Source organism: Halorubrum rutilum (genome assembly GCF_024494565.1).
The window spans coordinates 127193-149441 of record NZ_JANHDN010000008.1 but is presented as its reverse complement, the minus strand read 5'-3'; the positions used below and the strand labels follow the sequence as shown (position 1 = coordinate 149441).

25 protein-coding genes are annotated in these 22249 nt (G+C 71.0%); 11 read left to right on the top strand and 14 right to left on the bottom strand.

Going from position 1 to position 22249, the window contains the following annotated elements; translation table 11 throughout:
* Window positions 1-46: 46 nt before the first annotated feature.
* Window positions 47-979, bottom strand: a complete 933-nt coding sequence (rnz, locus tag NO900_RS15660) for a ribonuclease Z (RefSeq protein WP_256409961.1) — start codon at window positions 977-979, stop codon at window positions 47-49.
* Between the two features lie 172 nt (window positions 980-1151).
* Here rnz and NO900_RS15655 point away from each other — a divergent pair, with 172 nt between their 5' ends.
* Window positions 1152-1529: a DUF7538 family protein gene (locus NO900_RS15655; RefSeq protein WP_256409960.1), complete on the top strand. Its 378-nt coding sequence runs from the start codon at window positions 1152-1154 to the stop codon at window positions 1527-1529.
* A 109-nt stretch (window positions 1530-1638) separates the two neighbouring features.
* Window positions 1639-3585, top strand: coding sequence for an ABC transporter ATP-binding protein (locus NO900_RS15650; protein ID WP_256409959.1), 1947 nt, complete (start codon window positions 1639-1641; stop codon window positions 3583-3585).
* A 37-nt stretch (window positions 3586-3622) separates the two neighbouring features.
* Here NO900_RS15650 and NO900_RS15645 read toward each other — a convergent pair whose 3' ends face one another.
* On the bottom strand, window positions 3623-3955 hold the full coding sequence (locus NO900_RS15645; RefSeq protein WP_256409958.1) for a DUF5789 family protein: 333 nt from the start codon (window positions 3953-3955) through the stop codon (window positions 3623-3625).
* Between the two features lie 146 nt (window positions 3956-4101).
* Here NO900_RS15645 and NO900_RS15640 point away from each other — a divergent pair, with 146 nt between their 5' ends.
* The gene (locus tag NO900_RS15640; protein ID WP_256409957.1) at window positions 4102-4875 is read left to right on the top strand and encodes a creatininase family protein; all 774 of its coding nucleotides are present in this window, start codon (window positions 4102-4104) and stop codon (window positions 4873-4875) included.
* Between the two features lie 17 nt (window positions 4876-4892).
* Here NO900_RS15640 and NO900_RS15635 read toward each other — a convergent pair whose 3' ends face one another.
* From NO900_RS15635 to ahbB, 5 genes are all read right to left on the bottom strand, one after another.
* A complete protein-coding gene (locus NO900_RS15635; RefSeq protein ID WP_256409956.1) occupies window positions 4893-5102 on the bottom strand; it encodes a hypothetical protein in 210 nt (69 codons plus the stop codon).
* Between the two features lie 119 nt (window positions 5103-5221).
* The gene (locus NO900_RS15630) at window positions 5222-5629 is read right to left on the bottom strand and encodes a DUF5790 family protein (protein ID WP_256409955.1); all 408 of its coding nucleotides are present in this window, start codon (window positions 5627-5629) and stop codon (window positions 5222-5224) included.
* Between the two features lie 172 nt (window positions 5630-5801).
* A complete protein-coding gene (locus NO900_RS15625) occupies window positions 5802-5960 on the bottom strand; it encodes a hypothetical protein (protein WP_256409954.1) in 159 nt (52 codons plus the stop codon).
* 102 nt (window positions 5961-6062) lie between these two features.
* Window positions 6063-6869 (bottom strand): aldo/keto reductase, encoded by an 807-nt coding sequence (locus NO900_RS15620; RefSeq protein ID WP_256409953.1) that lies wholly within the window; start codon window positions 6867-6869, stop codon window positions 6063-6065.
* An 81-nt stretch (window positions 6870-6950) separates the two neighbouring features.
* Window positions 6951-8069 carry a siroheme decarboxylase subunit beta gene (gene ahbB, locus NO900_RS15615; RefSeq protein WP_256409952.1) on the bottom strand — a complete coding sequence of 373 codons (1119 nt, stop codon included), beginning with the start codon at window positions 8067-8069 and terminating at the stop codon, window positions 6951-6953.
* A gap of 85 nt (window positions 8070-8154) precedes the next feature.
* Between ahbB and NO900_RS15610 the strand changes: the two genes are divergently transcribed.
* Both NO900_RS15610 and NO900_RS15605 read left to right on the top strand, forming a co-directional pair.
* Window positions 8155-9237 carry a S49 family peptidase gene (locus NO900_RS15610; RefSeq protein WP_256409951.1) on the top strand — a complete coding sequence of 361 codons (1083 nt, stop codon included), beginning with the start codon at window positions 8155-8157 and terminating at the stop codon, window positions 9235-9237.
* The gene (locus NO900_RS15605; RefSeq protein WP_256409950.1) at window positions 9234-10370 is read left to right on the top strand and encodes a DUF4350 domain-containing protein; all 1137 of its coding nucleotides are present in this window, start codon (window positions 9234-9236) and stop codon (window positions 10368-10370) included. Before NO900_RS15610 ends, NO900_RS15605 begins: the two co-directional genes overlap by 4 nt.
* A gap of 47 nt (window positions 10371-10417) precedes the next feature.
* Here the strand turns inward: NO900_RS15605 and NO900_RS15600 are convergent, their stop codons facing one another.
* On the bottom strand, window positions 10418-10576 hold the full coding sequence (locus tag NO900_RS15600; protein ID WP_256409949.1) for a DUF7317 family protein: 159 nt from the start codon (window positions 10574-10576) through the stop codon (window positions 10418-10420).
* Between the two features lie 288 nt (window positions 10577-10864).
* On the opposite strand from NO900_RS15600, the gene NO900_RS15595 reads away from it, so the two are divergent.
* Together NO900_RS15595 and NO900_RS15590 are read left to right on the top strand one after the other, a co-directional pair.
* Window positions 10865-11986 carry an anthranilate phosphoribosyltransferase gene (locus NO900_RS15595; RefSeq protein ID WP_256409948.1) on the top strand — a complete coding sequence of 374 codons (1122 nt, stop codon included), beginning with the start codon at window positions 10865-10867 and terminating at the stop codon, window positions 11984-11986.
* Window positions 11987-12184: 198 nt separating this feature from the next.
* On the top strand, window positions 12185-12334 hold the full coding sequence (locus NO900_RS15590) for a DUF7563 family protein (protein ID WP_170938266.1): 150 nt from the start codon (window positions 12185-12187) through the stop codon (window positions 12332-12334).
* Between the two features lie 46 nt (window positions 12335-12380).
* On the opposite strand, the gene NO900_RS15585 is transcribed toward NO900_RS15590, so the two are convergent.
* The 3 genes from NO900_RS15585 to NO900_RS15575 form a co-directional block, all read right to left on the bottom strand.
* A complete protein-coding gene (locus NO900_RS15585) occupies window positions 12381-13214 on the bottom strand; it encodes an NAD+ synthase (protein ID WP_256409947.1) in 834 nt (277 codons plus the stop codon).
* Between the two features lie 103 nt (window positions 13215-13317).
* A complete protein-coding gene (locus NO900_RS15580) occupies window positions 13318-13968 on the bottom strand; it encodes an NUDIX hydrolase (protein WP_379792147.1) in 651 nt (216 codons plus the stop codon).
* Window positions 13965-14348: a hypothetical protein gene (locus NO900_RS15575; protein WP_256409946.1), complete on the bottom strand. Its 384-nt coding sequence runs from the start codon at window positions 14346-14348 to the stop codon at window positions 13965-13967. The genes NO900_RS15580 and NO900_RS15575 overlap by 4 nt, the downstream gene beginning before the upstream one ends.
* Before the next feature lie 164 nt (window positions 14349-14512).
* On the opposite strand from NO900_RS15575, the gene NO900_RS15570 reads away from it, so the two are divergent.
* From NO900_RS15570 to NO900_RS15560, 3 genes are all read left to right on the top strand, one after another.
* Window positions 14513-15469: a DUF5787 family protein gene (locus NO900_RS15570; RefSeq protein WP_256409945.1), complete on the top strand. Its 957-nt coding sequence runs from the start codon at window positions 14513-14515 to the stop codon at window positions 15467-15469.
* A gap of 77 nt (window positions 15470-15546) precedes the next feature.
* Window positions 15547-15954 carry a CBS domain-containing protein gene (locus tag NO900_RS15565; protein WP_256409944.1) on the top strand — a complete coding sequence of 136 codons (408 nt, stop codon included), beginning with the start codon at window positions 15547-15549 and terminating at the stop codon, window positions 15952-15954.
* A 100-nt stretch (window positions 15955-16054) separates the two neighbouring features.
* The gene (locus tag NO900_RS15560) at window positions 16055-17431 is read left to right on the top strand and encodes an LLM class flavin-dependent oxidoreductase (RefSeq protein WP_256409943.1); all 1377 of its coding nucleotides are present in this window, start codon (window positions 16055-16057) and stop codon (window positions 17429-17431) included.
* A gap of 217 nt (window positions 17432-17648) precedes the next feature.
* Here the strand turns inward: NO900_RS15560 and NO900_RS15555 are convergent, their stop codons facing one another.
* On the bottom strand, window positions 17649-18122 hold the full coding sequence (locus NO900_RS15555; protein ID WP_256409942.1) for a deoxyuridine 5'-triphosphate nucleotidohydrolase: 474 nt from the start codon (window positions 18120-18122) through the stop codon (window positions 17649-17651).
* 266 nt (window positions 18123-18388) lie between these two features.
* Between NO900_RS15555 and NO900_RS15550 the strand changes: the two genes are divergently transcribed.
* Window positions 18389-20374, top strand: coding sequence for an aconitate hydratase (locus NO900_RS15550; RefSeq protein ID WP_256409941.1), 1986 nt, complete (start codon window positions 18389-18391; stop codon window positions 20372-20374).
* A 683-nt stretch (window positions 20375-21057) separates the two neighbouring features.
* On the opposite strand, the gene NO900_RS15545 is transcribed toward NO900_RS15550, so the two are convergent.
* Entirely contained in the window at window positions 21058-21711 is a 654-nt protein-coding gene (locus NO900_RS15545; RefSeq protein ID WP_256409940.1) for a 30S ribosomal protein S7, read from the bottom strand.
* The gene (locus NO900_RS15540; protein WP_004048726.1) at window positions 21708-22136 is read right to left on the bottom strand and encodes a 30S ribosomal protein S12; all 429 of its coding nucleotides are present in this window, start codon (window positions 22134-22136) and stop codon (window positions 21708-21710) included. The genes NO900_RS15545 and NO900_RS15540 overlap by 4 nt, the downstream gene beginning before the upstream one ends.
* Between the last annotated feature and the right edge of the window lie 113 nt (window positions 22137-22249).

Genomic DNA, 22249 nt, shown 5'->3' with positions numbered 1-22249 from the left:
TCAAGGTTTCCCGGAGGGGAGCGGTCGGTCCGAGCCCCGCCTCGCCCTACCCGTCCGCGTCGGGGAACGGCACGTCGACGCGGTCGCCGTCGTCCGGGAGCAGCACCTCGCCGCCGAACGCCTCCCGCGCCTCCCGGCGGATCGGCGAGGCGTCGGCCGCGTACCGCGAGGAGACGTGCACCAAGGCCAGCCGCTTCGCGTTCGCCCGCGCGGCGACCTCCCCGGCCTCGCGGCCGGTCGAGTGGGCCGTGTCGCGGGCGCGGTCGGCCATGTCGTCGGCGAAGGTCGCGTCGTGGACGAGCAGGTCGGCCGCCTCGGCGACCTCGACGGTCCGCTCTCGGGGGCGCGTGTCGGCGGTGTAGACGAGCGTCCGCCCGGGCCGCGGCGGGCCGACGACCTGGTCCGGCTCGACGACCGTCCCGTCCTCGGCCTCGACCGGCTCGCCCTCGTGGAGCCGGCCGAACTTCGGGCCGACGGGGACGCCGAGCTCCTCCGCCTTCGGGCGGTCGAACCGCCCGGGCCGGTCGTCCTCGTCGAGGACGTACCCCTGCGAGACCGTCCGGTGCTCCGTCTCGAACGCGCGGACCTCGTAGCCGTCGGCGTCGAGCGCGACCTCGCCCGGGGCGACGGGCTCGATCCGGACCTCGAACGCGGGGTCGTGGCCGACCGCGTGCACGAGGTCGCGGAGGTCGCCCTCGGTCCCCGGCGGGCAGTGGACCGTCAGGGGCTCGGTCCGGTCGTTGAAGCCGAGCGTCTGGACCAGTCCGGGGATCCCGAGGACGTGGTCGCCGTGGAGGTGCGAGACGAACAGCCGGTCGATCCCGAACCCGGTGCCGTGCCGCATCATGCCGCGCTGCGTCCCCTCGCCGCAGTCGAAGAGGAGGCGATCGCCCTCGCGGTTGACGAACAGCGCGCTCGGCGCGCGCTCGGTGGTCGGGACGGCGCCGCCCGTGCCGAGGAACGTGACGCGAAGGGACATGCCCGTTCGTCGGTGCGGCGGTTGTAAACCGGTGTCGATGACGGTGGGGAGTCGGCGGTCCTGACGGGCCGGCCGCGGCGACGGGGCGACGGAGCGCGCCCGCGACTAGCGACCCCCGGCCGCCGCGGTCCGCCGGCGACACCGACATGTGTCCGCCGGCCCAGAACCGACCGTGCACGACTCGATCGCCGCGCTGGTCGGACGAGAGGGGTGGCGCGCCGAGGGCGACGCGGCGCGCGTCCACTACGACGGCGGGGGCGACCGGTTCGCGGTGGAGTTCTACGCGGGGCCGGAGCGCGTCCTCTACTGGACGGTCCCCGCCGGCGACCCGGACGCGACAGCCGGGGCCGACCCAGACGGGACCGCCGGGGACGATCCGGACGCCTCCCCCGACGACGGAGAGGCGACCACCGACGGCGACTCGGACGCGACCGCCGCCACGGCCGCCCCCGTCCCCCGCGAGGAGATCCCCGATCCCCTCCGACGACGCATCCGCGAGGACCTCGACGCCGCCGGGGTCGACCCCGACGCGGAGCGCCGCACGGTCTGACCCCGATCTCGCCCGATCGCCGGTTTCGACGCCCGATACCGGCGATTTCCGCCGGTGTATTCCGGGCCGAAGGAAACCCATTTGCCGCCCGGTCCGATAGGATCCGGTAATGAGTAGCGCCGAGTGGGAGGAGGACGACCCCTTCGAGGAACAGCGGGACAAGATCGAGAACCCGATGAAACGCCTGTTCCTCGCGTACGGTCGCGACTACCTCCCGCACGTGTCGGTCGGGGTCGTCGCCAGCGTCTTCGCGCGCCTCCTCGACCTGCTCCCGCCGCTAATGTTAGGGATCGCCATCGACGCCGTGTTCTACGAGGACGCGGTCTTCAGCGAGCAGATCCCGCTCGTCCTCCTCCCCGAGGCGTGGCTCCCGACCGGCCAGGCGGCGCAGTTCTGGTTCACCGTCGCCGTCATCGGCGGCGCGTTCGGGCTCGGGGCCGCGTTCCACTGGGTCCGCAACTGGGGGTTCAACGGCTTCGCGCAGAACATCCAGCACGACGTCCGGACCGACACCTACGACAAGATGCAGCGGCTGAACATGGAGTTCTTCTCCGACAAGCAGACGGGCGAGATGATGTCGATCCTCTCGAACGACGTGAACCGGCTCGAACGGTTCCTCAACGACGGGATGAACTCCCTGTTTCGCCTGTCGGTGATGGTGCTCGGGATCGGGTTCCTGCTCGTGTGGATCAACTGGCAGCTCGCCCTCGTCGCGCTCCTCCCCGTCCCGATCATCGCCGGGTTCACCTACCTGTTCATCAGGACCATCCAGCCGAAGTACGCCGAGGTGCGCTCGTCGGTCGGGAAGATGAACTCGCGGCTGGAGAACAACCTCGGCGGCATCCAGGTGATCAAGTCGTCGAACACGGAGCCGTACGAGTCCGACCGCGTCGACGACGTCTCGATGGACTACTTCGACGCCAACTGGGACGCGATCCGGACCCGGATCAAGTTCTTCCCGGCGCTCCGCGTGCTCGCCGGCATCGGCTTCGTGCTCACGTTCGTCGTCGGCGGGCTCTGGGTGTTCCGGGAGACGCCGCCGGGCCCGTTCACCGGGACGCTCACCGTCGGGAACTTCGTCGTCTTCATCCTCTACACCCAGCGGTTCATCTGGCCGATGGCGCAGTTCGGACAGATAATCAACATGTACCAGCGCGCCCGCGCCTCCTCCGCGCGGATCTTCGGGCTGATGGATGAGCCCTCCCGGCTCGCCGAGGAGCCCGACGCCGAGGACCTCGTCGTCGACGAGGGCGAAGTCGTCTACGACGACGTGAGCTTCGGCTACGACGAGGAGACGATCGTCTCCGACGTCGACTTCGCGGTCGAGGGCGGCGAGACGCTCGCCCTCGTCGGCCCGACCGGCGCCGGGAAGTCGACCGTCCTCAAGCTGCTGCTCCGGATGTACGACGTCGACGAGGGGTCGATCGAGATCGACGGGCAGGACGTGCGCGACGTGACCCTGAAGTCGCTCCGCCGGTCGATCGGCTACGTCGGCCAGTCGTCGTACCTGTTCTACGGCACCGTCCGCGAGAACATCACGTACGGCACCTTCGACGCGACCGACGAGGAGGTCCGCGAGGCCGCCAGGGCCGCCGAGGCCCACGAGTTCATCGAGAACCTCCCGGACGGCTACGACACGATGGTCGGCGAGCGCGGCGTGAAGCTCTCCGGCGGCCAGCGCCAGCGGGTCACCATCGCGCGCGCGGTGCTGAAAGACCCCGACATCCTCGTCCTCGACGAGGCGACCTCCGACGTCGACACCGAGACGGAGATGCTGATCCAGCGCTCGCTCGACCGGCTCACGGCCGACCGGACGACGTTCGCGATCGCCCACCGGCTCTCCACGATTAAGGACGCCGACGCGATCCTCGTGTTGGAGGGCGGCGAGGTCGTCGAGCGCGGGACCCACGCCGAACTGCTGGAGAACGGCGGGCTGTACGCCCACCTCTGGGGCGTCCAGGCCGGCGAGATCGACGAGCTCCCGCAGGAGTTCATCGACCGCGCCCAGGAGCGCACCGCGCGCCTGATCGAGGACGCGGAGTCAGACGACGACTGAGGCGCGCGGGCCGGTCCGTTCGGGTTCCCCGGACCGCTCACGTCGACAGCCGGCTCCAGCCGTCCGCGGCGCCGTCCCCGCGCTCCTCCCCTCCGGCTCCCTCTGTCGCCGCGCCGTCTCCGGTCTCCTCGCCCAGCGCGTCGAGGACCGCGTCGCGCACCTGCCGCGGCTCGTGGAACCGCGTCCGCTCGCACCGCTCCAGCACCGTTTCGAGCCGCTCGCCCCCGCCGTCGGTCTCCAGCTCGAAGCCGCCGTACTGCTCCACCAGCTCCCCGACCGACACCGGGTACCGGTGCTCGCGGAGCGCCCGCTTCAGCGGCCCGAACGTCACCCCCGCCGTTCGACCGTGATCCTCGTTCTCGTTGCTCATGCGTGGCGCGTCGTCGGCGAGCGGAATAACTCCCCGGGCCGATCCGCTCCCCCTTCGGTTCGGTCGGGACCGAGTCTGGCGGGCTGACCGCCCCGCTCCCGCCCGGAGACCGTCGGCTATACGGCCCGCCCCACCGTGGGGTCGGTATGCGACTCGCGGACGCCACCTGGACCGACGTGCGCGACGCCGATGTCGACGTCGCGTTCGTCCCCGTCGGCAGCACCGAACAGCACGGCCCCCACGCGCCCCTCGGGACCGACACGCTCAACGCCGTCGCGGTCGCGGAAGCGGGCGCGGCGGCGTATGAGGAGGGGGATGCGACCGCCGACGGCAACGGGGCCGAAGAGACCCCGAGCGCGGTCGCGGTCGCCCCGCCGATCCCGGTCGGCGTCGCCGAGGAGCACCGCGCCTTCGACGGGACGATGTGGGTCTCGCCCGACGCCTTCCGGGCGTACGTCCGCGAGGCGGCCGCGTCGCTGACGCGCCACGGGATCGACCGGGTCGTGTTCGTCAACGGGCACGGCGGCAACGTCGAGGCGCTCGCGGAGGTCGCCCGCCGGTTCTCCCGCGACGACGCCCACGACGGCTACGCGGTCGCGTTCACCTGGTTCGAGGCGGTCGGCGAGCACGCGGGCGACATGGGCCACGCCGGTCCGCTGGAGACGGCGCTGTTACGCGCGACCAACCCCGACCTCGTCCGCGAGGACCGCGTCGCGGCCGCGAGCGAGGGGGCCGCCGACCGGTGGGGCGAGTGGGTCTCGGGCGTCAACCTCGCGCACGACTCGGACGAGTTCACCGAGAACGGCGCCGTCGGCGATCCGGCCGCCGGCGACGCGGCGCGCGGCGAGGCGCTCTTGGGGCTCGCGAGCGACGCGCTCGCGGAGCTCGCGAGGGCGGTCGTCGACCGGGAGTCTACTTAAAAAGCCATCGGGAACCCTCAGCGCGCCGGCGTCGCGTCCTCGGGGATCGCGTAGGGCTGGCCGCACCCGTGTATCTCCAACGCGCAGTCGGGACACGCGGTGTGTTTCTCCCGCCGGTGCTCGACCGACTGCCGCTGTCGCCCCGGGTCCGCCTCCAGGCGCTCCCGCAGCTCGTCCGGCAGTTCGCTGAACGCCACGACCGCGGTTCCGCAGACGGGACAGTCCATACGGCGAGTAATCCCCCTACGACTAAAGCGACGTTGGTACCCCGGCAGCCCCCGCGCTCGGCGCGCCGCTCGGATCACCCGTCGGAACGTCGCTCCCTCCGTCGCGACCGAGACGCCGACTACTCGTCGTCGCCCGCCTCGGCCGCGTCCTGCAGGGCCCCGCGGATCGCGGGGACCGTGCCGGTGAGCGAGCCGACCGCCTCGGCGGCGCTCTCGATGTCGCCGACGAGCGACTCCAGCTCCTCGATCTCCGCCTTCAGGTCGTCGGCGTCCTCGAAGGCGTCGGCGCGCTCGCCGAGCACGTACGCCTTCTTCGCCGACCGGACGGAGTCGACCGCGTCGCCGACGTCGAGGGCCGACTTCAGCCCGTTGAGGGCGCCGAGCACGTTGTCCGCGTCCGTCTCCCACACGTCGTCCGGGTCGGGGAGCTCGGCCCGGGCGGCCGCGAGGTGCTCTTCGACCTCCGCGCGCGTCTCCGCGGCCGCCTCCCCGAACAGGTCGTCGTCGTCGAACGTGGACTGGCTCATATCCGACATCTCGTCCCGACGGGGTTTAAAAACGCGCCCGAAAGCGGAAGTGAAACCGCGCCGGACGGGACGTCACGCCTCCGGTCCGGCGCCCAACGGCGTTCAGTTTCGCCCGGCGCCGGTCGCGCCCCGGGCTCGCCGGCGGCGACGCGGAGGCCGACCGCGGCCTCGCTCACAGCCGGACGAGGGACTCCAGCGTCAACAGCGCGATCAGCGCCCCGAGCACGCCGGCCAGCAGCGCGAGCGTCCGGACCCACTCGGCGACCCGCTCGGCGCTGGGCGTGGCGGCGATCAGCGCCGGCCGTCGCGACGGATCGTCGGGATCGATCACGCTCGGGAGATCGGCGGGACGCCCCCTAAAACCGACTATGAGGCGGACGTACCGGCCGGTTCGGTTCCGAACGGCTATATATCCGCCCGGACCGGGCCCCGGTCACGCCCGGTTCCACGACGCCCCCTCGACGTCGACGACGCGCTCGCGCCGGTCGATCGCGTCGATCCGCTCGACGTCCTCGGGGTCGAGGTCGAGGTCGCGCGCGGCCCAGTTCTCCTCGATGTGACCGACGCTCGCGGCCTTCGGGATCGGCGCGACGCGCTCCTTCGAGAGCAGCCACGCCAGGCTCACCTGCGCCGGGCTCGCGTCGTGTTTCGCGGCGACCTCCCGCAGGACGTCCACGTCGGCGACGCGGTTGCGCGCGATCGGCGAGTACGCGACGAGCCAGTGGCCGCGCTCGACCGCGAGCTCGCGTAACTCCTCCTGTCCGAGCAGCGGGTGACACTCGACCTGATGGGCGAACACGTCGTGGTCGAGGCGGTCGACGGCCTCCGCCAGCTGGTCGGGCCGGAAGTTCGAGAGCCCGATCCGGTCGGCGACGCCCTCGTCGACGAGGGCGTCGAGGGCGGGCAGCGTCTCCGCGGGGTCGTAGGTGTGTATCGGCCAGTGGACGTAGAGGAGGTCGATCGAGTCGACGCCGAGGCGGTCGCGGCTCACCCGCGCGGTCGCGACCGCGTCGTCGTACGAGAGGTTGTCCGTCGAGAGCTTCGTCGCGACGAACAGCTCCTCGCGGTCGACGTCGGTCGCGTCGATCGCCGCCGACACCGACGCCTCGTTGTCGTACCCCTGCGCGGTGTCGATGTGCCGGTACCCCGTCTCGATCGCGCGTCTGACCCCCGAGACGCACTCCTCGCCGTGCCGCAGCTCGTACGTCCCGTACCCGAGCCGGTCGAACGCGTCGGACATACCGATCCGGGGGTCGCGACCCCCGTGAACGTACCGGTCTCTTCGGCTTCCTCCGACGCTCTCCCACTTCTTCCGGTCCCCTCAGCCGTCGCCGTCGGCGACGAGGTCCTCGTAGCGCGCGCCGGTCTGTTTCAGCGTCTCCGTCGAGTAGAGCCGCTCGTGGGCGAAGGGGAGGTGCTCGGCCGCCAGCTCGTCGATCTTCGCGTCGACCGCCTCGGCCTCCCGCCCGTGGATCATGGTGAACAGGTTGTACTCCCACCCCTGATCGGGCCGGCGCGGCCGGTGGTAACAGAGGGTGACGTACGGGAGGCTCCCGACCGCCTCGCCGCGCGCGTCGAGCTCGTCGTCGGGCACGTCCCAGACCACCATGCAGTTGTTCGTGAACCCCGTGACGACGTGGTTGACGACGCAGCCGATCCGCTTGATACAGCCGTCGGCGAGCAGGCGCTCGACCGCCGCGAGGACGTCGTCGACGGGCGCCCCGACCTCGCTCGCCACGTCGGCGTAGGGGGTCGAAGACAGCGGGAAGCCGTCTTGGATCGCCAGGAGGAGGTCGGCCTCCAGCGCGGCGAGGTCGCCGCGGGCGCTCTCCGAGATGCGGGTGGCGGAGACCGCGGTGTGGTCGGGGGCTCGCGGGTCGCTCCGCTCCCCGCTCGCGGAGTTCGAGGCGCTTCGCGCCTCGCCCGACTCCCGCGCGAATCGGTCGCCGTTGACCACGGGGAACTCCAGGTCGATGTAGTAGTCCGTGAGCATCGGGAGCGCGAGCACCTCGCAGCCGGTGCGCTCCTCGATCTCCGCGAGGATCGCGTCGCGCGTCTCGCGGGAGCCCGCGGTGACGACGAACCACTGGTTCCACTCGTGGTCGCGCCGGTAGTTGTGGTTCACCTGCCGGTAGCCGTTGATCACCTCGGCGACCTCGTCGAACCGGTCCTCCGGCGCGCGCACGGCCGCAAGCGTCGACGAGCCGATGACCGGGGGGTTGAGGACGGCCCCGAACCGCCGGAACACCCCGCGCTCGCGGAGCCCGCGGACGCGGTCGAGGACCTCCTCGGCGTCGACCTCGCTCCCCGTCTCGGCCGCGACCTCGCGGGCGACCCGCTCGAAGGGGCGCTCCGCGACGGGGAAGCCGCTCTGGTACTCGTCGATGAGGGCCGCGTCGACCGCGTCGAGGTCGGCCCGCCAGTCGGCGTCCAGACTCATTGAGACCGCTACGTGACGCGCGTACCTACGCGTTTCGGGACGCCCGGCGCGGCACTTATCATGCTGTGCGTGTGCATATCACACGATGTTCGAGCGTACGCGGTCCGCGCTCTCGTGGGCCGTCGACAGCTACGTCCTGTTCGTGGTCCTCGGCGTGCTGCTCGGGGCGGCGCTCGCGCCCGCGGCCGTGGACACGGCGACGGGTCCGGACGGGACGGTCGCGGTCGTTCCGATCCAGGGGACGATCGACGGGGAACAGGCGACCGAGTACCGGGCCATGCTCGCCGAGGCCCGCGCCGAGGCCGACGCGGTCGTGATCGTCGCCAACAGCGGCGGCGGGTCGGCCGCGGCCAGCGAGTCGATGTACATGCAGACGCTGCGGTTACGCGAGTCCGTGCCGGTGGTCGCGACGGTCGACGGCGTCGCGGCCTCCGGGGCCTACTTCGCGATCGCTCCCGCCGACGAGGTGTACGTGAAGCCGAGCTCGTTCGTGGGGAGCGTCGGCGTGCTCGGGACCGTCCCGCCCGACGTCGAGCCCAACGCCGTGCTCGGGGCGACCGGCCCAGACAAGGTCGAGGGGTTCGGGGAGCGCGAGTTCTTCACCACCCTCGAAACGTCGCGGAACGCCTTCGTCGGGTCGGTCGCGGAGCACCGCGGCGACCGGCTCGAACTCACGGAGAACGAGGTCGCCGCGGCGACGATCTTCGGCGGGTCGACCGCCGTCGACAACGGCATGGCGGACGCGATAGGCGACCGGCGGACCGCGGTCGCGGCGGCGGCCGACCGCGCCGGGCTCGACCGCCCCGCGGTCGAGGTCATCACGCCGACCGACGTCGGCGAGGGTGAGTGGACCGCCACCTACGCGCTCAGGGCCACGTACCACGCCGGGAACGCGGACGAGAAGCGGTTCGAACCGATCCGAACCGCGGACGCGACGCGTCGGGGGTCGTTCCCGACGGTCCTGATGGCTCACCCCGGCGCCGTCGAGGCGCGCGACGAGACGCTGGTGCGGCTCGACTCGCGGGGTTCCGCCGCGGTGCCTCCCGGCGGAGCCGAGCGACGGACCGACCGGACTGACCTCGGCGCCGCCGTCGACGCCGGAAACGCGACCAATGAGGACTTCCCCGACGCCGAGCGCCTCGGCGGCGTCCCGGAGGTGAGCCCGTGACCGAAACGCCGGACGAGAACGACTCGGAGGGGCCCGAGGCGGGCGATCCCGGAACGTCCGGAGGCGACGACCCCGGAACCTCCGGCGACGGGTCCGAGGCGGCGTCCGGCGACGGCGGCCTCCTCGCGGGGCGGCGCGGCACCGTCGCGAGGGGGCTGCTCGTCACCGTCGCCGTCGCCGCCGCGATCGCGGTCGCGGCCGCCGTCGTCCCGACGCTGTTCGTCGATACGGCGCCGGAGCCGGAGTTCCGGGCGTTAGACCCCGATCGGACGGTCACCACGGGGCTGCCGTCCACGGGGTCGATCGAGCCCGAACCCCCCGTCGTCCCGGCCGGCGGGACGGTCGTGGTCGACGCCGGGCCCGACAGTCGAAGCCGACTGGGACCGTTGGCGGAGGCGATATCGGCGGCCAACCACGACGTGGAGTACCCGTCCGAGGGCCTCGCGGACTCGCTCGACGGGGCCGACGGACTCGTGATCGTCGACCCGGAGACCGCCTACTCGGAGCGCGAGCTCGACGCGATCGAGACGTTCGCCGACGAGGGGGGACGCGTCGTGATATTCGGCAACCCGAACCGATTCGAGGTCTCCGCGGGCGTGCTCGGTTCGTCCCTCTCCGAGCAGGAGAGCGAGCTGAGCGAGCTCGGCGGGCGCTTCGACCTCTACTTCGACACGCGGTACGTGTACGACCAGGAGCGCAACGACGGGAACTACCGCCACGTGCTCGTGCGCCCGCCGGAGGGCGCCTCGCTGACCGACGGGAACGGGTCGATCGCCGACGCCGAGGACGTCGTCCTGTACACCCCGACCGAGGTGCGTTCGACCGACGACGCCGAACCGATACTGGTGACGAGCCCGACCGCCCGGACGGCCGACAGCGACGCGCAGCGCGAGCACACGGTCGCGCTGCGGGACGGGAACGTCCTCGCGGTCGGCGACGCTCGGTTCATCGCCGCGGACCGCTACAACGTCGGCGACAACGACGAGTTCCTCGCCGGCGTGGTGGAGTTCCTCGTGACCGGGGACCGGAACGACGCGACCGACGACGCCGGGGCGGGGAACGGCGGTTCCGCGGGCGGCAACGCGACGAGCGGCGGAAACGAGACGGCGACGGACGCTCGCCTCGCGACGTAGCGTCCGGCCCGTCGAGGCGAGCGCGTCGTGACGACCGCCGACCGCCGTCAGTCGTCCGCGGGGGCCCGGCCCGAGGCGGGCGCGAACGCCCGGGCGCTCTCCTCCAACTGCGCCGCCGAGCAGCCGCCGACGGTGGCGGCCTGTTCGAGCGTCAGGGTGCGGGAGCGATACAGCGTGAGCGCGGTCGCGACGGATTTGGACGTCATCGGGTACGATTCTCCAATAGATGGACGCACATATAGTTCTAACGCTTTTTGCACTCTAACACAGTTCTTCTGAGAACAAATACTGGACAAAACTGAATTAAACACGTCAGAAACTACGCGACCGATCTGTTTTTGTGTGCGAACGAATGGCACGGAGCCGGCACGAGGCGTCCGGTCGACGGGTCCCGCGGCTCGCGCGCGTTCCGATCGGCGCCGGTCCGCCCGGGTCGTTCCCACCGCACGGGAGCCGAGCGAGGGACTTTTCGTTCGAGGACCCGAACGGGGCGTATGGCTCAGGCGACCCAGGAGTTCGGCGACTGGCCCCTCAAGCGGCTGATGACCGAGGTCTGCGGCTCCGGCCACAAGTCGGCCGACGACCTGACGCGCGCGCAGGCGACCGAGGCGTTCAAGCGGATCCTCGCGGGCGAGCCCGACCCGACGACGCTCGGGGCGTTCTGGCTCGCGAACCGCTGGAAGCGGAACACGGCCGAGGAGCTCGGCGCGTACGTCGACGTGATGTGCGAGCGCGTCGAGTACGCCGAGCCCGACGCCGACCCCGTCGACTGCGGTGCCAACTACGACGGGAAGGGACGGTCCGCGATCCTCGGCGTCGCGGCGGGCGCGGTCGCGGCCGCCGCGGGCACCCCGGTCGTCGTCCACTCCGGCGACCGGGTCCCGACCCAGAAGCAGGACGCGTACAAGCACGTCCTCGACGAGCTCGGCGTCCGCACCGAACTGACGCCCGCCGACTCGGCCGACATGGTCGACGAGACGGGCTTCGGCTTCTACTACCAACCCGCGTTCAACCCCGCGATCGACGACCTGTTCGACCGCCGCGACATGATGGGCGTCCGGACGTTCGTCAACACGATCGAGACGCTGGCGAACCCCGCCGGCGCCTCGACGCACCTCGGCTCCTTCTACCACCTCGCGTTCGCGAAGAAGGTGGTCGACACGTTCGTCGCGAGCGAGTTCCACGACCTCGACCGCGTCCTGATGTTCCAGGGCATGGAGGGGTACGACGACGTGCGTCCCGGCTACACCAAGGTCGCCGAGTGGGACGCGGCCGGCGGGAGCGACGGCGCCGGAGACGGCGAGGGCGACGCCGAGGCCGGCAGCGACGGCGCGTCCTTCGACGACTTCGAGATCGAGACCGCCGACTACGGGATGGACTTGGAGGAGGCGGACCTCGCGGTCGACGACGTGGCCGCGGAGTCGGCCGCCATCACCGAGGCGGTCCTGGCCGGCGAGCGCGACGGCGCCTTCGCCGACGCGGTCGCGGTCAACGCCGCCCTCCGGATCTACGCCCGCGAGGACGCCGACTCGATCGAGGACGGGCTGACGGCGGCCCGCGAGGCCATCGACGACGGCTCCGCGCTGGACGTGCTCGAAGCGCTGCGGGCGTTCTGACGGGTTCGGCGTGGACCGGGAGCGCGACCGGGGCCGTGCGCCTCGGTCCCGACGCGCGGCGACCGTTTTCTGGGTCCCCTGGATTTTGGGGTAATTTCGGACGGAGTTCGGAAAGCTCACTTAGGCGTTCGTGACCAACTCTCACGCGCACGAGAACCATGATACACGACGCCACCTCACACGAGGGGAGCCCCTGCCATGCCCACGTGTGAACACTGCGACGCGCACGTCTCGGACCGGTTCGCCCGCGTGTTCTCGGACGCGCGCGGCCGGATCCACGCGTGCCCGAACTGCTCGGCCAACGCCGGTATCGCGGAGGTCACGAAACAGCGCGCGCACGACGCCTGACCGGTCGGCTCCGTCCTCGAAACTCTCCTCATCCCCGCTGACGCTCCTACGGCTCCGGGGCCGGCGGCATCGACCGCTTGTGGGCGCTGCGCTCGTGGAGGTCGACGACGCGGTCGACCGCCTCCGCGGGCACGTCGAGCTCGCGGACCGTCGCCGCCCGGGAGAGGCCGCCGTCGACGTGGACCGCTACGATCGCGTCGACGACGTCGTAGTCGAGGCCCAGCTCCTCGGCGTCGGTCTGGCCCTCCCACATCCCCGCGGTCGGCTCCTGCATCACGAGGTCCCGCGGGACGCCGACGTGCGCGGCCAGCTGGCGCACCTGCTGTTTGTAGAGGTTGCCGATCGGGTTGCAGTCGACCGCCTGGTCGCCGTACTTCGTGTAGTAGCCGGTCATCGCCTCGGCGCGGTTCCCTGTCCCGAGGACGACCCGATTCTCCGCGTTGGCGACGAAGTAGTTCAGCACGGCGCGGGTCCGGACGTAGACGTTGCCCGCGGCCGTCCGGTCCTCGGCGGCCTCGGGGACGGCGTCGAAGAACGACTCCGCGATCGGCTGGATCTCGATCACGTCGTATTCGATCCCGAGGTCGCGGGCGACGCGCTCGGCGTCGCTCATCACGTCCGCGTCGTTGACCGCCGAGGGCATCGTGAGCCCGTGCAGGCCGTCCTCGCCGAGCGCCTCCACGGCGAGGTGCGCGGTCAGCGTCGAGTCGATCCCGCCCGAGAGGCCGAGCACGGCGCCCTCCGCGCCCGCGTCGTCCACGACGTCCGCGATGAACGAGACGATGCGCTCGCGGGTCGCCTCCAGCTCCGACTCCGAGAGCCGGAGGTCGAGGGGCGGGTCGTCCGACAGCAACACCGACTGCTCCGAGGTCTGGCTCATGAACGGAGACAGGGGCCGAGACGACTAATACCTCCGCTTCGTCCGGGCGAACTGGACGTTCGTCGGATTTCGCGTCGCCGGCCCGGCCGCCGGGGTCGCCCGCCTACAGTACCCCCTCGTGTTCGGCGAGCAGCAGCCCCTCCAGCGTCGCGTCGTTCGTCGGCGGCTCGCGGGCGACCGAGAGCGCCTCGTCGACCGGGACCGTCCGCGGGACGAGGAACTCGTTGCTGTCGTGGTCGACGTCGACCGGGTCGAGCCCCTCGGCGAACACGTAGCCGCGCCTGTGCCGGAGCACGCCCGTCGAGCACCACACCTCCTGGAGCAGCGACGTCGACGAGGGCGCGAAGCCGGTCTCCTCGGCGAGCTCTCGCGCCCCCGCCGCGGTGTACGACTCGCCGCGCTCGACGATCCCGGCGGGCAGCTCCAGCTGGGTGTTCCGGACCGTCGGCCGGTACTGCTCGACGAACAGCACCCGGTCGTCGGCGACCGCGATCACGACCGTCGCGGGCGGCAGCTCCGCCCAGTAGTAGTTCTTCTCGGACCCGTCCGGCTGCTCGACGCGGTCGTACCCCCCGACGAACCAGCCGGGGTCGTACTCGACGGCGACCTCCCTGACCGGCCACTCCGGCTCGCCCGGCAGCGAGTGGTTGCGCCCGTCGGAAAAGGCCGGGAGGTCGCGCAGGTCGGCGGCCGGGGCGTCGTCGCGACGGGCCGCGTCGCCCTCGCCGCTCGATCGCCCGTCGTCGTCGCTCACGGCTGGACCACCTCCACGCGGTACACGGCGCCCTCGTACCGCACGCGGACCCCGTCGTCGGTCGCGGCCTCGGGAAGCTGTCGCGTCAGCGCGTCCACCTCGTCGAACGGCGTGTGGGTGAACCACTCCTTGATCCCGTACGAGTCGGCCAGGTACGGGTCCGATCGGCCGTCGTCGCTCGCGAGCGCGCTCGTCAGGAACGGGTACCGACGCTCGGAGACGTTGTTCACGTCTATCGCCGACTCGTCCGTCTCGATCGGCTCGGCGGTCAGGTAGTAGGGGTCGCCGCTCCCGAGGTAGCTCGGGAGGGCGCCCAGCGCGAGCAGGGCGACGGCGACCAGGGCGATGGCGACGAGGAGGTTCCGGGTGACCCGGCGCATGGTCGGCGTTGACGCCGGCGGGGAATACCGGTTTCGACCGCGGCGGCGCGGTCGCGCTCCCCCCGGCGGCGCCGCCGCTCTCCCCGCCGACGCCGTCGCGCCCTCGCGCCGAGACGCCCCACCGCGCCGACGCGCTTTACTCGTCGGCGCCCCTCCCCGCCCACATGGAGTTCCGGTTCGAGCTGGCCCTGTGCGCCGCGCTCGAATCGCCCGACCGGGTCGTCGCCCGCCAGCTCGGCGCGGGGGTCACGAACCCCGGCGGCCGGATCGTCGACGTCTGCGTGCTGGAGCCCGGGCCGGGGTTCGACCGCCGGGCGGCGATCGCGCCCGAGCGGATCCCGGACCCCGCGATCGAGGCGGCGGTCGGTCCCGGCGAGGCGGTCCCCGTCGCCGAGGCGTTCGACCTCCCGCCCGACCGGGCGGCCGCGGTCGTCGAGCGCGCGGTCGAGGTCGGCTACCTCGAACGCGAGCGCCGCGACGGGCGCCCGGTCGTGCGCGCGACCGCCCGTTACCCGGACGACTGGGTCGGCTCGCTGACCGCGGTCGAGAACAAGCCCGACCTCGGGACGCCGGGCGACCTGGCGGCCCAGCTGCGGTACGACGCCGCCCTCGGGCTGTTCGACGAGGCGGTTCTCGCTACCGCCTCGTACGTCACCCGCGCGCACCTCAACCGGATTCCCGATCCGGTCGGCGTCTGGCGGTTCGACCCCGAGACGGGCGAGCGCGAGGTGGTCCGGGAGCCCTCCCCGCTCGACCCCGACGCCCCCGGGGTCGAGATCCGCGAGGAGCGGTCGCTCCGCACCGACGTGTCCCTCGTCGGGCCGGACGCGCTGGCCCGCAAGCGGCGCCGGATCGCGGAGCGCGCCTACGGGAAGGGATGGCGCCCCGCCCCGCCGGAGTGCGCCCACGCCGCCGGCACCGCGGACGGCCGGCCGTACTGCGAGCGCTTCGACCGCGTGGTGGACCCGGGGCGCGACTGCGGCGCGGGGTGTGAGGCGTACGACCCCGCCGACCCGCCGGCGGTCGACCGCGACGGGCTCCGCGACGAGCGGACCGCGTGGACGGCCGACCCCGACGGCGACGGCCCGCGCCGGCAGTCGGGGCTCTCGCGGTTCCTGTGAGGCTCCCCCCGCGTCGACCCGGGTCCGCCGCCGCGCCGCGTGGGAATCCTTATACCCCGAGCGACGGATTCTCGGCCATGGACGACATCGACGACGTGTTCGTCGCGCGCCTGATGACGAGCGATCTCCACACGGTAACGCCCGACACGCTGGTCGAGGACGCGGCCGCCGTGCTGCTGGACAACGACGTCAGCTCGGCGCTGGTCGTCGACGACGACGGCGCCCTGGTCGGCATCCTCACCACGACCGACTTCGTCGACATCGTCGCGAAGAGCCAGCCCAAGGCGGAGACGACCGTCGAGCGGTACATGACGCGCGACCCGATCACGGCCGGCGCGCAGGACTCCGTCTCCGCGGTCGCCGCGCTCATGGTCGAACACGGCTTCCACCACGTGCCCGTCGTCGACGGCGACACGCCGATCGGCATCATCACGACCTCCGACTTCGCCGCGTACGTCTCATCGCCGGAGACGACGTCGCCGTAGGCGTTCGCCGGAATCCCCGTCGCCGCCGGGCGCGTCCCCGACCCCGACAAGTGACGCCCCTTTCTGTGGGGTATTACGCGGCCCCCGCGTACGTGGCCCCATGTCCGACCGCCTGCATCTCAACCTCTTCACCATGGCCTCCGTCGAGCACGTCTCGCCGGGGTCGTGGACCTATCCCGGCGACCGCTCGCCGGAGTACACCGACCGGGAGTACTGGACCGAGGTCGCGCGGACCGCCGAGCGCGGCGGCTTCGACGCGGTGTTCTTCGCCGACGTGCGCGGGATCTACGACGTCTACGGCGACGACCGCCACACCGCGGTGGAGAAGGCGGTCCAGACGCCCGCGAGCGACCCGCAGCTCGTCGTCCCGGCGATGGCGGAGGTGACCGACGACCTCGGATTCGCCGTGACGCGCTCGACGACGTACACCCACCCGTACCAGCTCGCGCGGGAGTTCTCCACGCTCGACCACCTCACCGACGGCCGGGTCGCGATCAACGTCGTCACCTCCTACCTGCAGTCGGCGGCCGAGAACCTCGGGCTCGACGAGCGGATGGACAAGGAGACGCGCTACGACCGCGCCGACGAGTTCCTCGACGTCTGCTACGAGCTGTGGGAGGAGTCGTGGGACGACGACGCGGTCGAGATCGACCGCGAGGCGGGCCGGTACACCGACCCCGAGAAGGTGTCGGCGATCGACCACGAGGGCGAGCACTTCTCGGTGCCCGGCCCCCACGGCTGCGAGCCCTCGCCGCAGCGGACCCCCGTCGTCTACCAGGCCGGCTCCTCCGACCGCGGGCGGGAGTTCGCGGCCGCGAACGCCGAGGCCGTCTTCGCCAGCCAGCCGACCGAGGAGGGCGTGCGCGAGTACATGACCGACGTGAAGTCGCGCGCCGCGGACCACGGTCGCGACCCCGAGAGCCTGAAGTTCTTCATCGGCTTCGTCCCCGTCGTCGGCGAGACCCAGGCGCTCGCGGAGGCGAAGTACGAGGAGTACAAGCGTCACGTCGACGTCGAGGCGACGCTCGCGCTCCTCTCCGGCTTCCTCGACATGGACCTCTCGGCGCTCGATCCCGACCAGAAGGTCGAGCACATCGAGACGGACGCGATCCAGGGGACGATGAACGCGTTCACGAAGGCGCAGCCGGACCGCGAGTGGACCGTCCGCGAGGTCGCGGAGTTCTGCGGGCTCGGCACCACCTCGCCGAAGGTCGTCGGAACCCCCGAACTGATCGCCGACGAGCTGGCGTACTGGCACGAGGAGGTCGGCGTCCACGGGTTCAACGTGAAGGAGGTCGTCCGCCCCGACTCGCTGACGGACTTCGTCGACCTCGTGGTGCCGGAGCTGCGCGAGCGCGGGCTCGTTCCCGATCCAGCCGACGCCGGCGACGCCCCTCGCGGCGACGGCACCCTCCGCGAGCGACTGCTCGGTCCGGGGCAGTCCCGGCTCCGCGAGGACCACCCGGCGAAGCAGTAGCGCGGTCGCGTCGGTTGATCTCGACCCGACTTCATCGACTCTGAATCCGACAGCGCTGCCGCCCCCGCTACGCTTAAGTGCGTTCCACCGCTTCCATCACGTGACGCTTCGCTTGGAGGGCCGAAGCGTCAGCGGGGACCTACTGAACGCCGCGCCCGCGCCACTTTTTCCGGCACGGGCGCGGCGTTCGTTCCTTTCACGCCGACGAGCGACGCGCTCAGAGGTTCTCCTCTTGGTACGCGCCCTCGTACGTCCCGTCGTGGTCGGCCTCGGCGAGCACCAGCTGCGCGATCCGCGCTCCCGGCTCGATCTCGATCGCGTGGCCGGCGTCGAGGCGCCCCTCGCCGACGCCCTCGTAGCCGGCGTCCCAGACCGCGGTGTCGAGGGTACAGGAGTTCCGCAACAGCGTCGACCGCGGGAGCACGAACCCGATCCGCCCGTCCGGGATCCGCACCGGTTCGCCGTACCGGACCACGTACGTCCCGGGCTCCAGCCGGTACGCGCCGTCCTCGGTCGGTACCGGCTCGCGCTCGCCGACGCGCTTGCCGTCCCGGCCGATCCGCCCGGGAGTCGTCTGCTCGAAGACCTCGCCGACCGTCAGGTCGACGCCGTTCGGCTGTCGCTGCGCGCCGTCGAGGTCGGCGTCGCCGGCTTCGAGCGCCGCCGCGACCGTCGCTCCCGAGTCGAACATGCTCGACCGAACCCGCGGGCGAGCCTAAACGGTGTCGCACGCCGCCGGGGGGCGAGCGGCCCGTTCGCCTTCGCGTCGTGAATCCGGTCAATTCGGCCGGTAACGGCCTTTATGAGCCTTATACTCTCGTTACGTCTACCCCTCACACGAGGGGCGGTACCCCGCCGACAATCCCCCAAGAACTGCCGGTTCGGCGGGTCTAACACGGTCGATCTTTCGGGAAACTCGCGGGTTTTATATCCACGGGAGGGCCACGTGCGGATGATATGGGACAAACGATTACGGAGAAGATCCTCGATGACCATCTCGTCGAGGGCGAGCTGACGCCCGGCGAGGAGATCGGCATCGAGATCGACCAAGTGCTGACGCAGGACACCACGGGGACGATGGTGTGGCTCCAGTTCGAGGCGCTGGACCTCGACGAGGTCCAGACGGAGCTCGCCGCGCAGTACTGCGACCACCAGACGTACCAGTTCGACTTCAAGAACACCGACGACCACCGCTTCCTCCGCTCCGCGGCCGGCACGTACGGCGCCTACTTCTCTCGTCCCGGCAACGGTATCTGCCACCAGGTCCACAAGGAGAACTTCGCCGCGCCGGGGAAGACCCTCCTCGGCTCCGACTCGCACACGCCGACCCCCGGCGGGCTCGGCCAGCTCGCGATCGGCGCGGGCGGCCTCGACATCGCCGTCGCGATGGGCGGCGGCCCCTACTACGTCGAGATGCCGGAAGTCGTCAACGTTCACCTCGAGGGCGAGCTCCCCGAGTGGGCGACCGCGAAGGACGTCGCGCTCCACCTCCTCGGCGAGCTGACCGTCAAGGGCGGCGTCGGCAAGATCTTCGAGTACACCGGTCCCGGCGCCGAGAACCTCTCGATCCCCGAGCGGACGACGATCACGAACCTCGGCACCGAGCTCGGCGCCACCTCCTCGATCTTCGCGACCGACGAGAAGACGAAGGACTGGCTCGCGCGCCAGGACCGCGAGGAGGAGTACGTCGACCTCCAGCCCGACGACGACGCGGAGTACGCCGAGACGATCGAGGTCGACCTCTCCGACCTCGAACCGCTCGTGGCCGCGCCCTCGATGCCCGACAACGTCGCCCCCGTCAGCGAGTACGAGGGCACCGACGTCGAGCAGGTCATCATCGGCTCCTGTACCAACGGCGCCTACGAGGACATCCTCCCCAGCGCGAAGATGCTGGAGGGCCGCGAGGTCGCCAAGAGCACCGAGATGATCGTCGCGCCCGGCTCTAAGCAGGCCTCCGAGATGCTGGCCCGCGAGGGCTGGACCGCGGAGATGATGGCGGCCGGCGTCAACTTCTCCGAGGCGACCTGCGGCGCGTGCATCGGTATCGGCCACGTGCCCGCCTCCGACTCCGTCTCCCTGCGCACCTTCAACCGCAACTTCGAGGGTCGCTCCGGCATTGAGGACGACTCCGTCTTCCTCTGCTCGCCCGAGGTCGCCACCGCGGCGGCCATCACCGGCGAGATCGTCGACCCCCGCGACCTCGCGGACGACCTCGGCGACCTCGAGGCGCCCGGGCTGGAGATGGGCGACAAGTACGGCCCCGGGATGGGTCGCGACGACTCCGACATCATCTCGCCCGACGAGGCGATCGACGACGGCCTCGTCAAGGGGCCGAACATCGGCGACGTGCCGCTGAAAGACGACATCGACGTGGACGGCGGCGAGGCCCTCCTCAAGATGGAGGACAACATCACCACCGACCACATCATCCCGGCGACGGCGGACATCCTGAAGTTCCGCTCGAACATCGAGAAGCTCTCCGAGTTCACGCTCTCTCGCGTCGACGACACGTTCGCGCAGCGCGCCCTCGACGCCGACGGCGGCGTCCTCGTGGCCGGCGAGAACTACGGGCAGGGCTCCTCGCGCGAGCACGCCGCCCTCTGTCCGATGTACCTCGGCATCGAGGCCGTCTTCGCGCAGAGCTTCGCCCGCATCCACAAGGCGAACCTCTTCAACTTCGGGATCGTCCCGCTCGCGATCGACGCGGAGACGTACGAGAAGATCGAGCAGGGCGACGACCTCGCGATCGTCGACGACGTGCCCGCGGGCGTCCGCTCCGGGCAGGAAGAGTTCACCGTGAGCGTTAACGGCGAGTGGGAGTTCACCGCCGACCTCGACGCCTCCGAGCGCGAGCGCGACATCCTCGCGGCCGGCGGCAAGCTCTCGTGGGTCAAACAGCAGCACTCGGACGGCGGCTCCGGCGCGGCGCCGGCCGACGACTGAGCGCGCCCTTGAAGACCCGCGGTTCGGACATCCGAATTCACATTTTTCGACGTGGTCGCCCTCGTAGCGGCGGCCATCCGATCGATGCAACGTTGATGCTGTCGGCCGTGGGCGATGGCGGGAGTGAGTGTTGCAGATCGGCGGTGCCGGTTCGGTATTTAAATAGCCGTGAGCGACGGCGACGATCACTTATAAATAGACGTGGCGGTGGCGCGCCCCGGCGAGCGGCCCGAAGGGCCGCGAGCCGACGGTGCGAGGGACGCGGTGAGCGCTCACAGAGCGCGAACCGCGAGGCTGGGGAGGCGTGAGGCTGCCGTGCGGTTGCGGGGGGTGGGATTCAAAGGGGCAGCCGCGCTCGACTCCCACAGCTCGCTGCGGTCCTCAGTCGGTCGCTAACGCTCCCTCCTTGCGGTCCTTTCGTCGCTGGGGTTCGCCGAGCGCGGCTGGGGCTTTGGGGGTCTTCTCCGCAGCAGCGTCGATCACGTATAAACCACCAACAGCAACACCACGTTCTGACTTATAAACGATCTCTCTCACAACGTACTATACCCACTCCCGCTGTCGATCGCGACTTTTCCGGTCACGACACGCGCCCGTGCCGATATAGCGCCGCCGCTCTCCGCGTCGGATCGAAACGGAAAATCCGCGAAACGCGTCCCGTCGGTCCGAACTCCGAACCGGCGTTAGCGGGCCGCGGCGGCGACGCGCTCGCGCTCCTCCTTCTGCGCGATGGAGTAGGAGCGGTCGGCGTCGTAGTCCGCGGCCGTGACGAGCTCGTTGGCGAGCGCCTCGGCGGCGGAGGTCGTCGACTTGTACGTCGCGTTGGCGACGCCGTCGGAGATGAACAGCAGCGCCTGGTCGACGCGGCGCTGGGGCGCGACGTCGACCGCCTTCGGGACGGAGATGCCGCCGTACTTCAGGCGGACGGTCTCCTCGCGGGGCGCGGCGTTCTCGACCGCCCGGACGAGGACCTGGACCGGGTTCTCCTCGGTCCGCTCGTGGACGATGTCGAAGGCGTCGCGGACGATCCGCGTCGCCTGCTGTTTCTTCCCCGTGTTCTCGTCGGTCTGCATCAGGCGGTTGATCAGCCGCTCGACCAGCGAGATCTCGCTCTTCTTGAACTGCTTGGACGCGTGACGGCCCATCGTGTGCGCGATGGGCGTCACGGTCATGTAGCGCTTCGTCGAGGGGTCCTCGTAGGCGATCTCGGTGACGTCCCAGACGCCGAACAGCTTGGCGTTCTCGTTGGCGGCCTCGCTGCTCGCGGGCGCGTCCGGCTCCGGCTCGTCGGCGGCGACGTCCCCGTCGGACGGCGCCTCGGTCTCCTCGCCGCTCATCTGACGGGCTTCTCCGCGTTGCCGCGAACGAGTTCGATCATGGAGACGCCGTTGACCTTCTCGACCTTGTAGTTGACGCCGGAGAGGTCGCCCATCGCGCGACCCTTGGCCCCGCCGATCCCGGCGATCGTGACCTCGTCGTGCTCGTCGATGAACGAGATGGCGCCGTCACCGGGACAGAACGCGGTGACCTGCTTCCCGTTCTTGATGAGCTGGACGCGGACGCACTTTCGGATCGCCGAGTTCGGCTGCTTTGCTTCGATCCCGACCTTCTCCAAGACGATCCCGCGGGCCTGCGGGGCGCCCTCGAGGGGGTCGGACTTCTTCTTGAGCCCGCGCTCTCGCCGAGCGTACTCGGAGTCGGACCAGCGGCGCTTCTGCCGGTCCTGTTTGAGCTTACGGGCCGCGTATTTGCCGTTCGCCATCGTACTCCCACTTCCCAACGGAGCTACTTAAGCGTCGTCTTTCGACGCGGAGAAACGCCCTCAGAACGGCCGAGAGGCACCGCTCGAACGATCTGAGGGAGTTTTGCGAAATC

Coding starts and splice junctions, on each gene's coding strand:
- rnz (WP_256409961.1), bottom strand. CDS start 979: ATGTCCCTTCGCGTCACGTTCCTCGGCACGGGCGGCGCCGTCCCGACC.
- NO900_RS15650 (WP_256409959.1), top strand. CDS start 1,639: ATGAGTAGCGCCGAGTGGGAGGAGGACGACCCCTTCGAGGAACAGCGG.
- NO900_RS15645 (WP_256409958.1), bottom strand. CDS start 3,955: ATGAGCAACGAGAACGAGGATCACGGTCGAACGGCGGGGGTGACGTTC.
- NO900_RS15640 (WP_256409957.1), top strand. CDS start 4,102: ATGCGACTCGCGGACGCCACCTGGACCGACGTGCGCGACGCCGATGTC.
- NO900_RS15635 (WP_256409956.1), bottom strand. CDS start 5,102: ATGGACTGTCCCGTCTGCGGAACCGCGGTCGTGGCGTTCAGCGAACTG.
- NO900_RS15630 (WP_256409955.1), bottom strand. CDS start 5,629: ATGAGCCAGTCCACGTTCGACGACGACGACCTGTTCGGGGAGGCGGCC.
- NO900_RS15620 (WP_256409953.1), bottom strand. CDS start 6,869: ATGTCCGACGCGTTCGACCGGCTCGGGTACGGGACGTACGAGCTGCGG.
- ahbB (WP_256409952.1), bottom strand. CDS start 8,069: ATGAGTCTGGACGCCGACTGGCGGGCCGACCTCGACGCGGTCGACGCG.
- NO900_RS15610 (WP_256409951.1), top strand. CDS start 8,155: ATGTTCGAGCGTACGCGGTCCGCGCTCTCGTGGGCCGTCGACAGCTAC.
- NO900_RS15600 (WP_256409949.1), bottom strand. CDS start 10,576: ATGACGTCCAAATCCGTCGCGACCGCGCTCACGCTGTATCGCTCCCGC.
- NO900_RS15595 (WP_256409948.1), top strand. CDS start 10,865: ATGGCTCAGGCGACCCAGGAGTTCGGCGACTGGCCCCTCAAGCGGCTG.
- NO900_RS15590 (WP_170938266.1), top strand. CDS start 12,185: ATGCCCACGTGTGAACACTGCGACGCGCACGTCTCGGACCGGTTCGCC.
- NO900_RS15585 (WP_256409947.1), bottom strand. CDS start 13,214: ATGAGCCAGACCTCGGAGCAGTCGGTGTTGCTGTCGGACGACCCGCCC.
- NO900_RS15575 (WP_256409946.1), bottom strand. CDS start 14,348: ATGCGCCGGGTCACCCGGAACCTCCTCGTCGCCATCGCCCTGGTCGCC.
- NO900_RS15570 (WP_256409945.1), top strand. CDS start 14,513: ATGGAGTTCCGGTTCGAGCTGGCCCTGTGCGCCGCGCTCGAATCGCCC.
- NO900_RS15565 (WP_256409944.1), top strand. CDS start 15,547: ATGGACGACATCGACGACGTGTTCGTCGCGCGCCTGATGACGAGCGAT.
- NO900_RS15560 (WP_256409943.1), top strand. CDS start 16,055: ATGTCCGACCGCCTGCATCTCAACCTCTTCACCATGGCCTCCGTCGAG.
- NO900_RS15555 (WP_256409942.1), bottom strand. CDS start 18,122: ATGTTCGACTCGGGAGCGACGGTCGCGGCGGCGCTCGAAGCCGGCGAC.
- NO900_RS15550 (WP_256409941.1), top strand. CDS start 18,389: ATGGGACAAACGATTACGGAGAAGATCCTCGATGACCATCTCGTCGAG.
- NO900_RS15545 (WP_256409940.1), bottom strand. CDS start 21,711: ATGAGCGGCGAGGAGACCGAGGCGCCGTCCGACGGGGACGTCGCCGCC.
- NO900_RS15540 (WP_004048726.1), bottom strand. CDS start 22,136: ATGGCGAACGGCAAATACGCGGCCCGTAAGCTCAAACAGGACCGGCAG.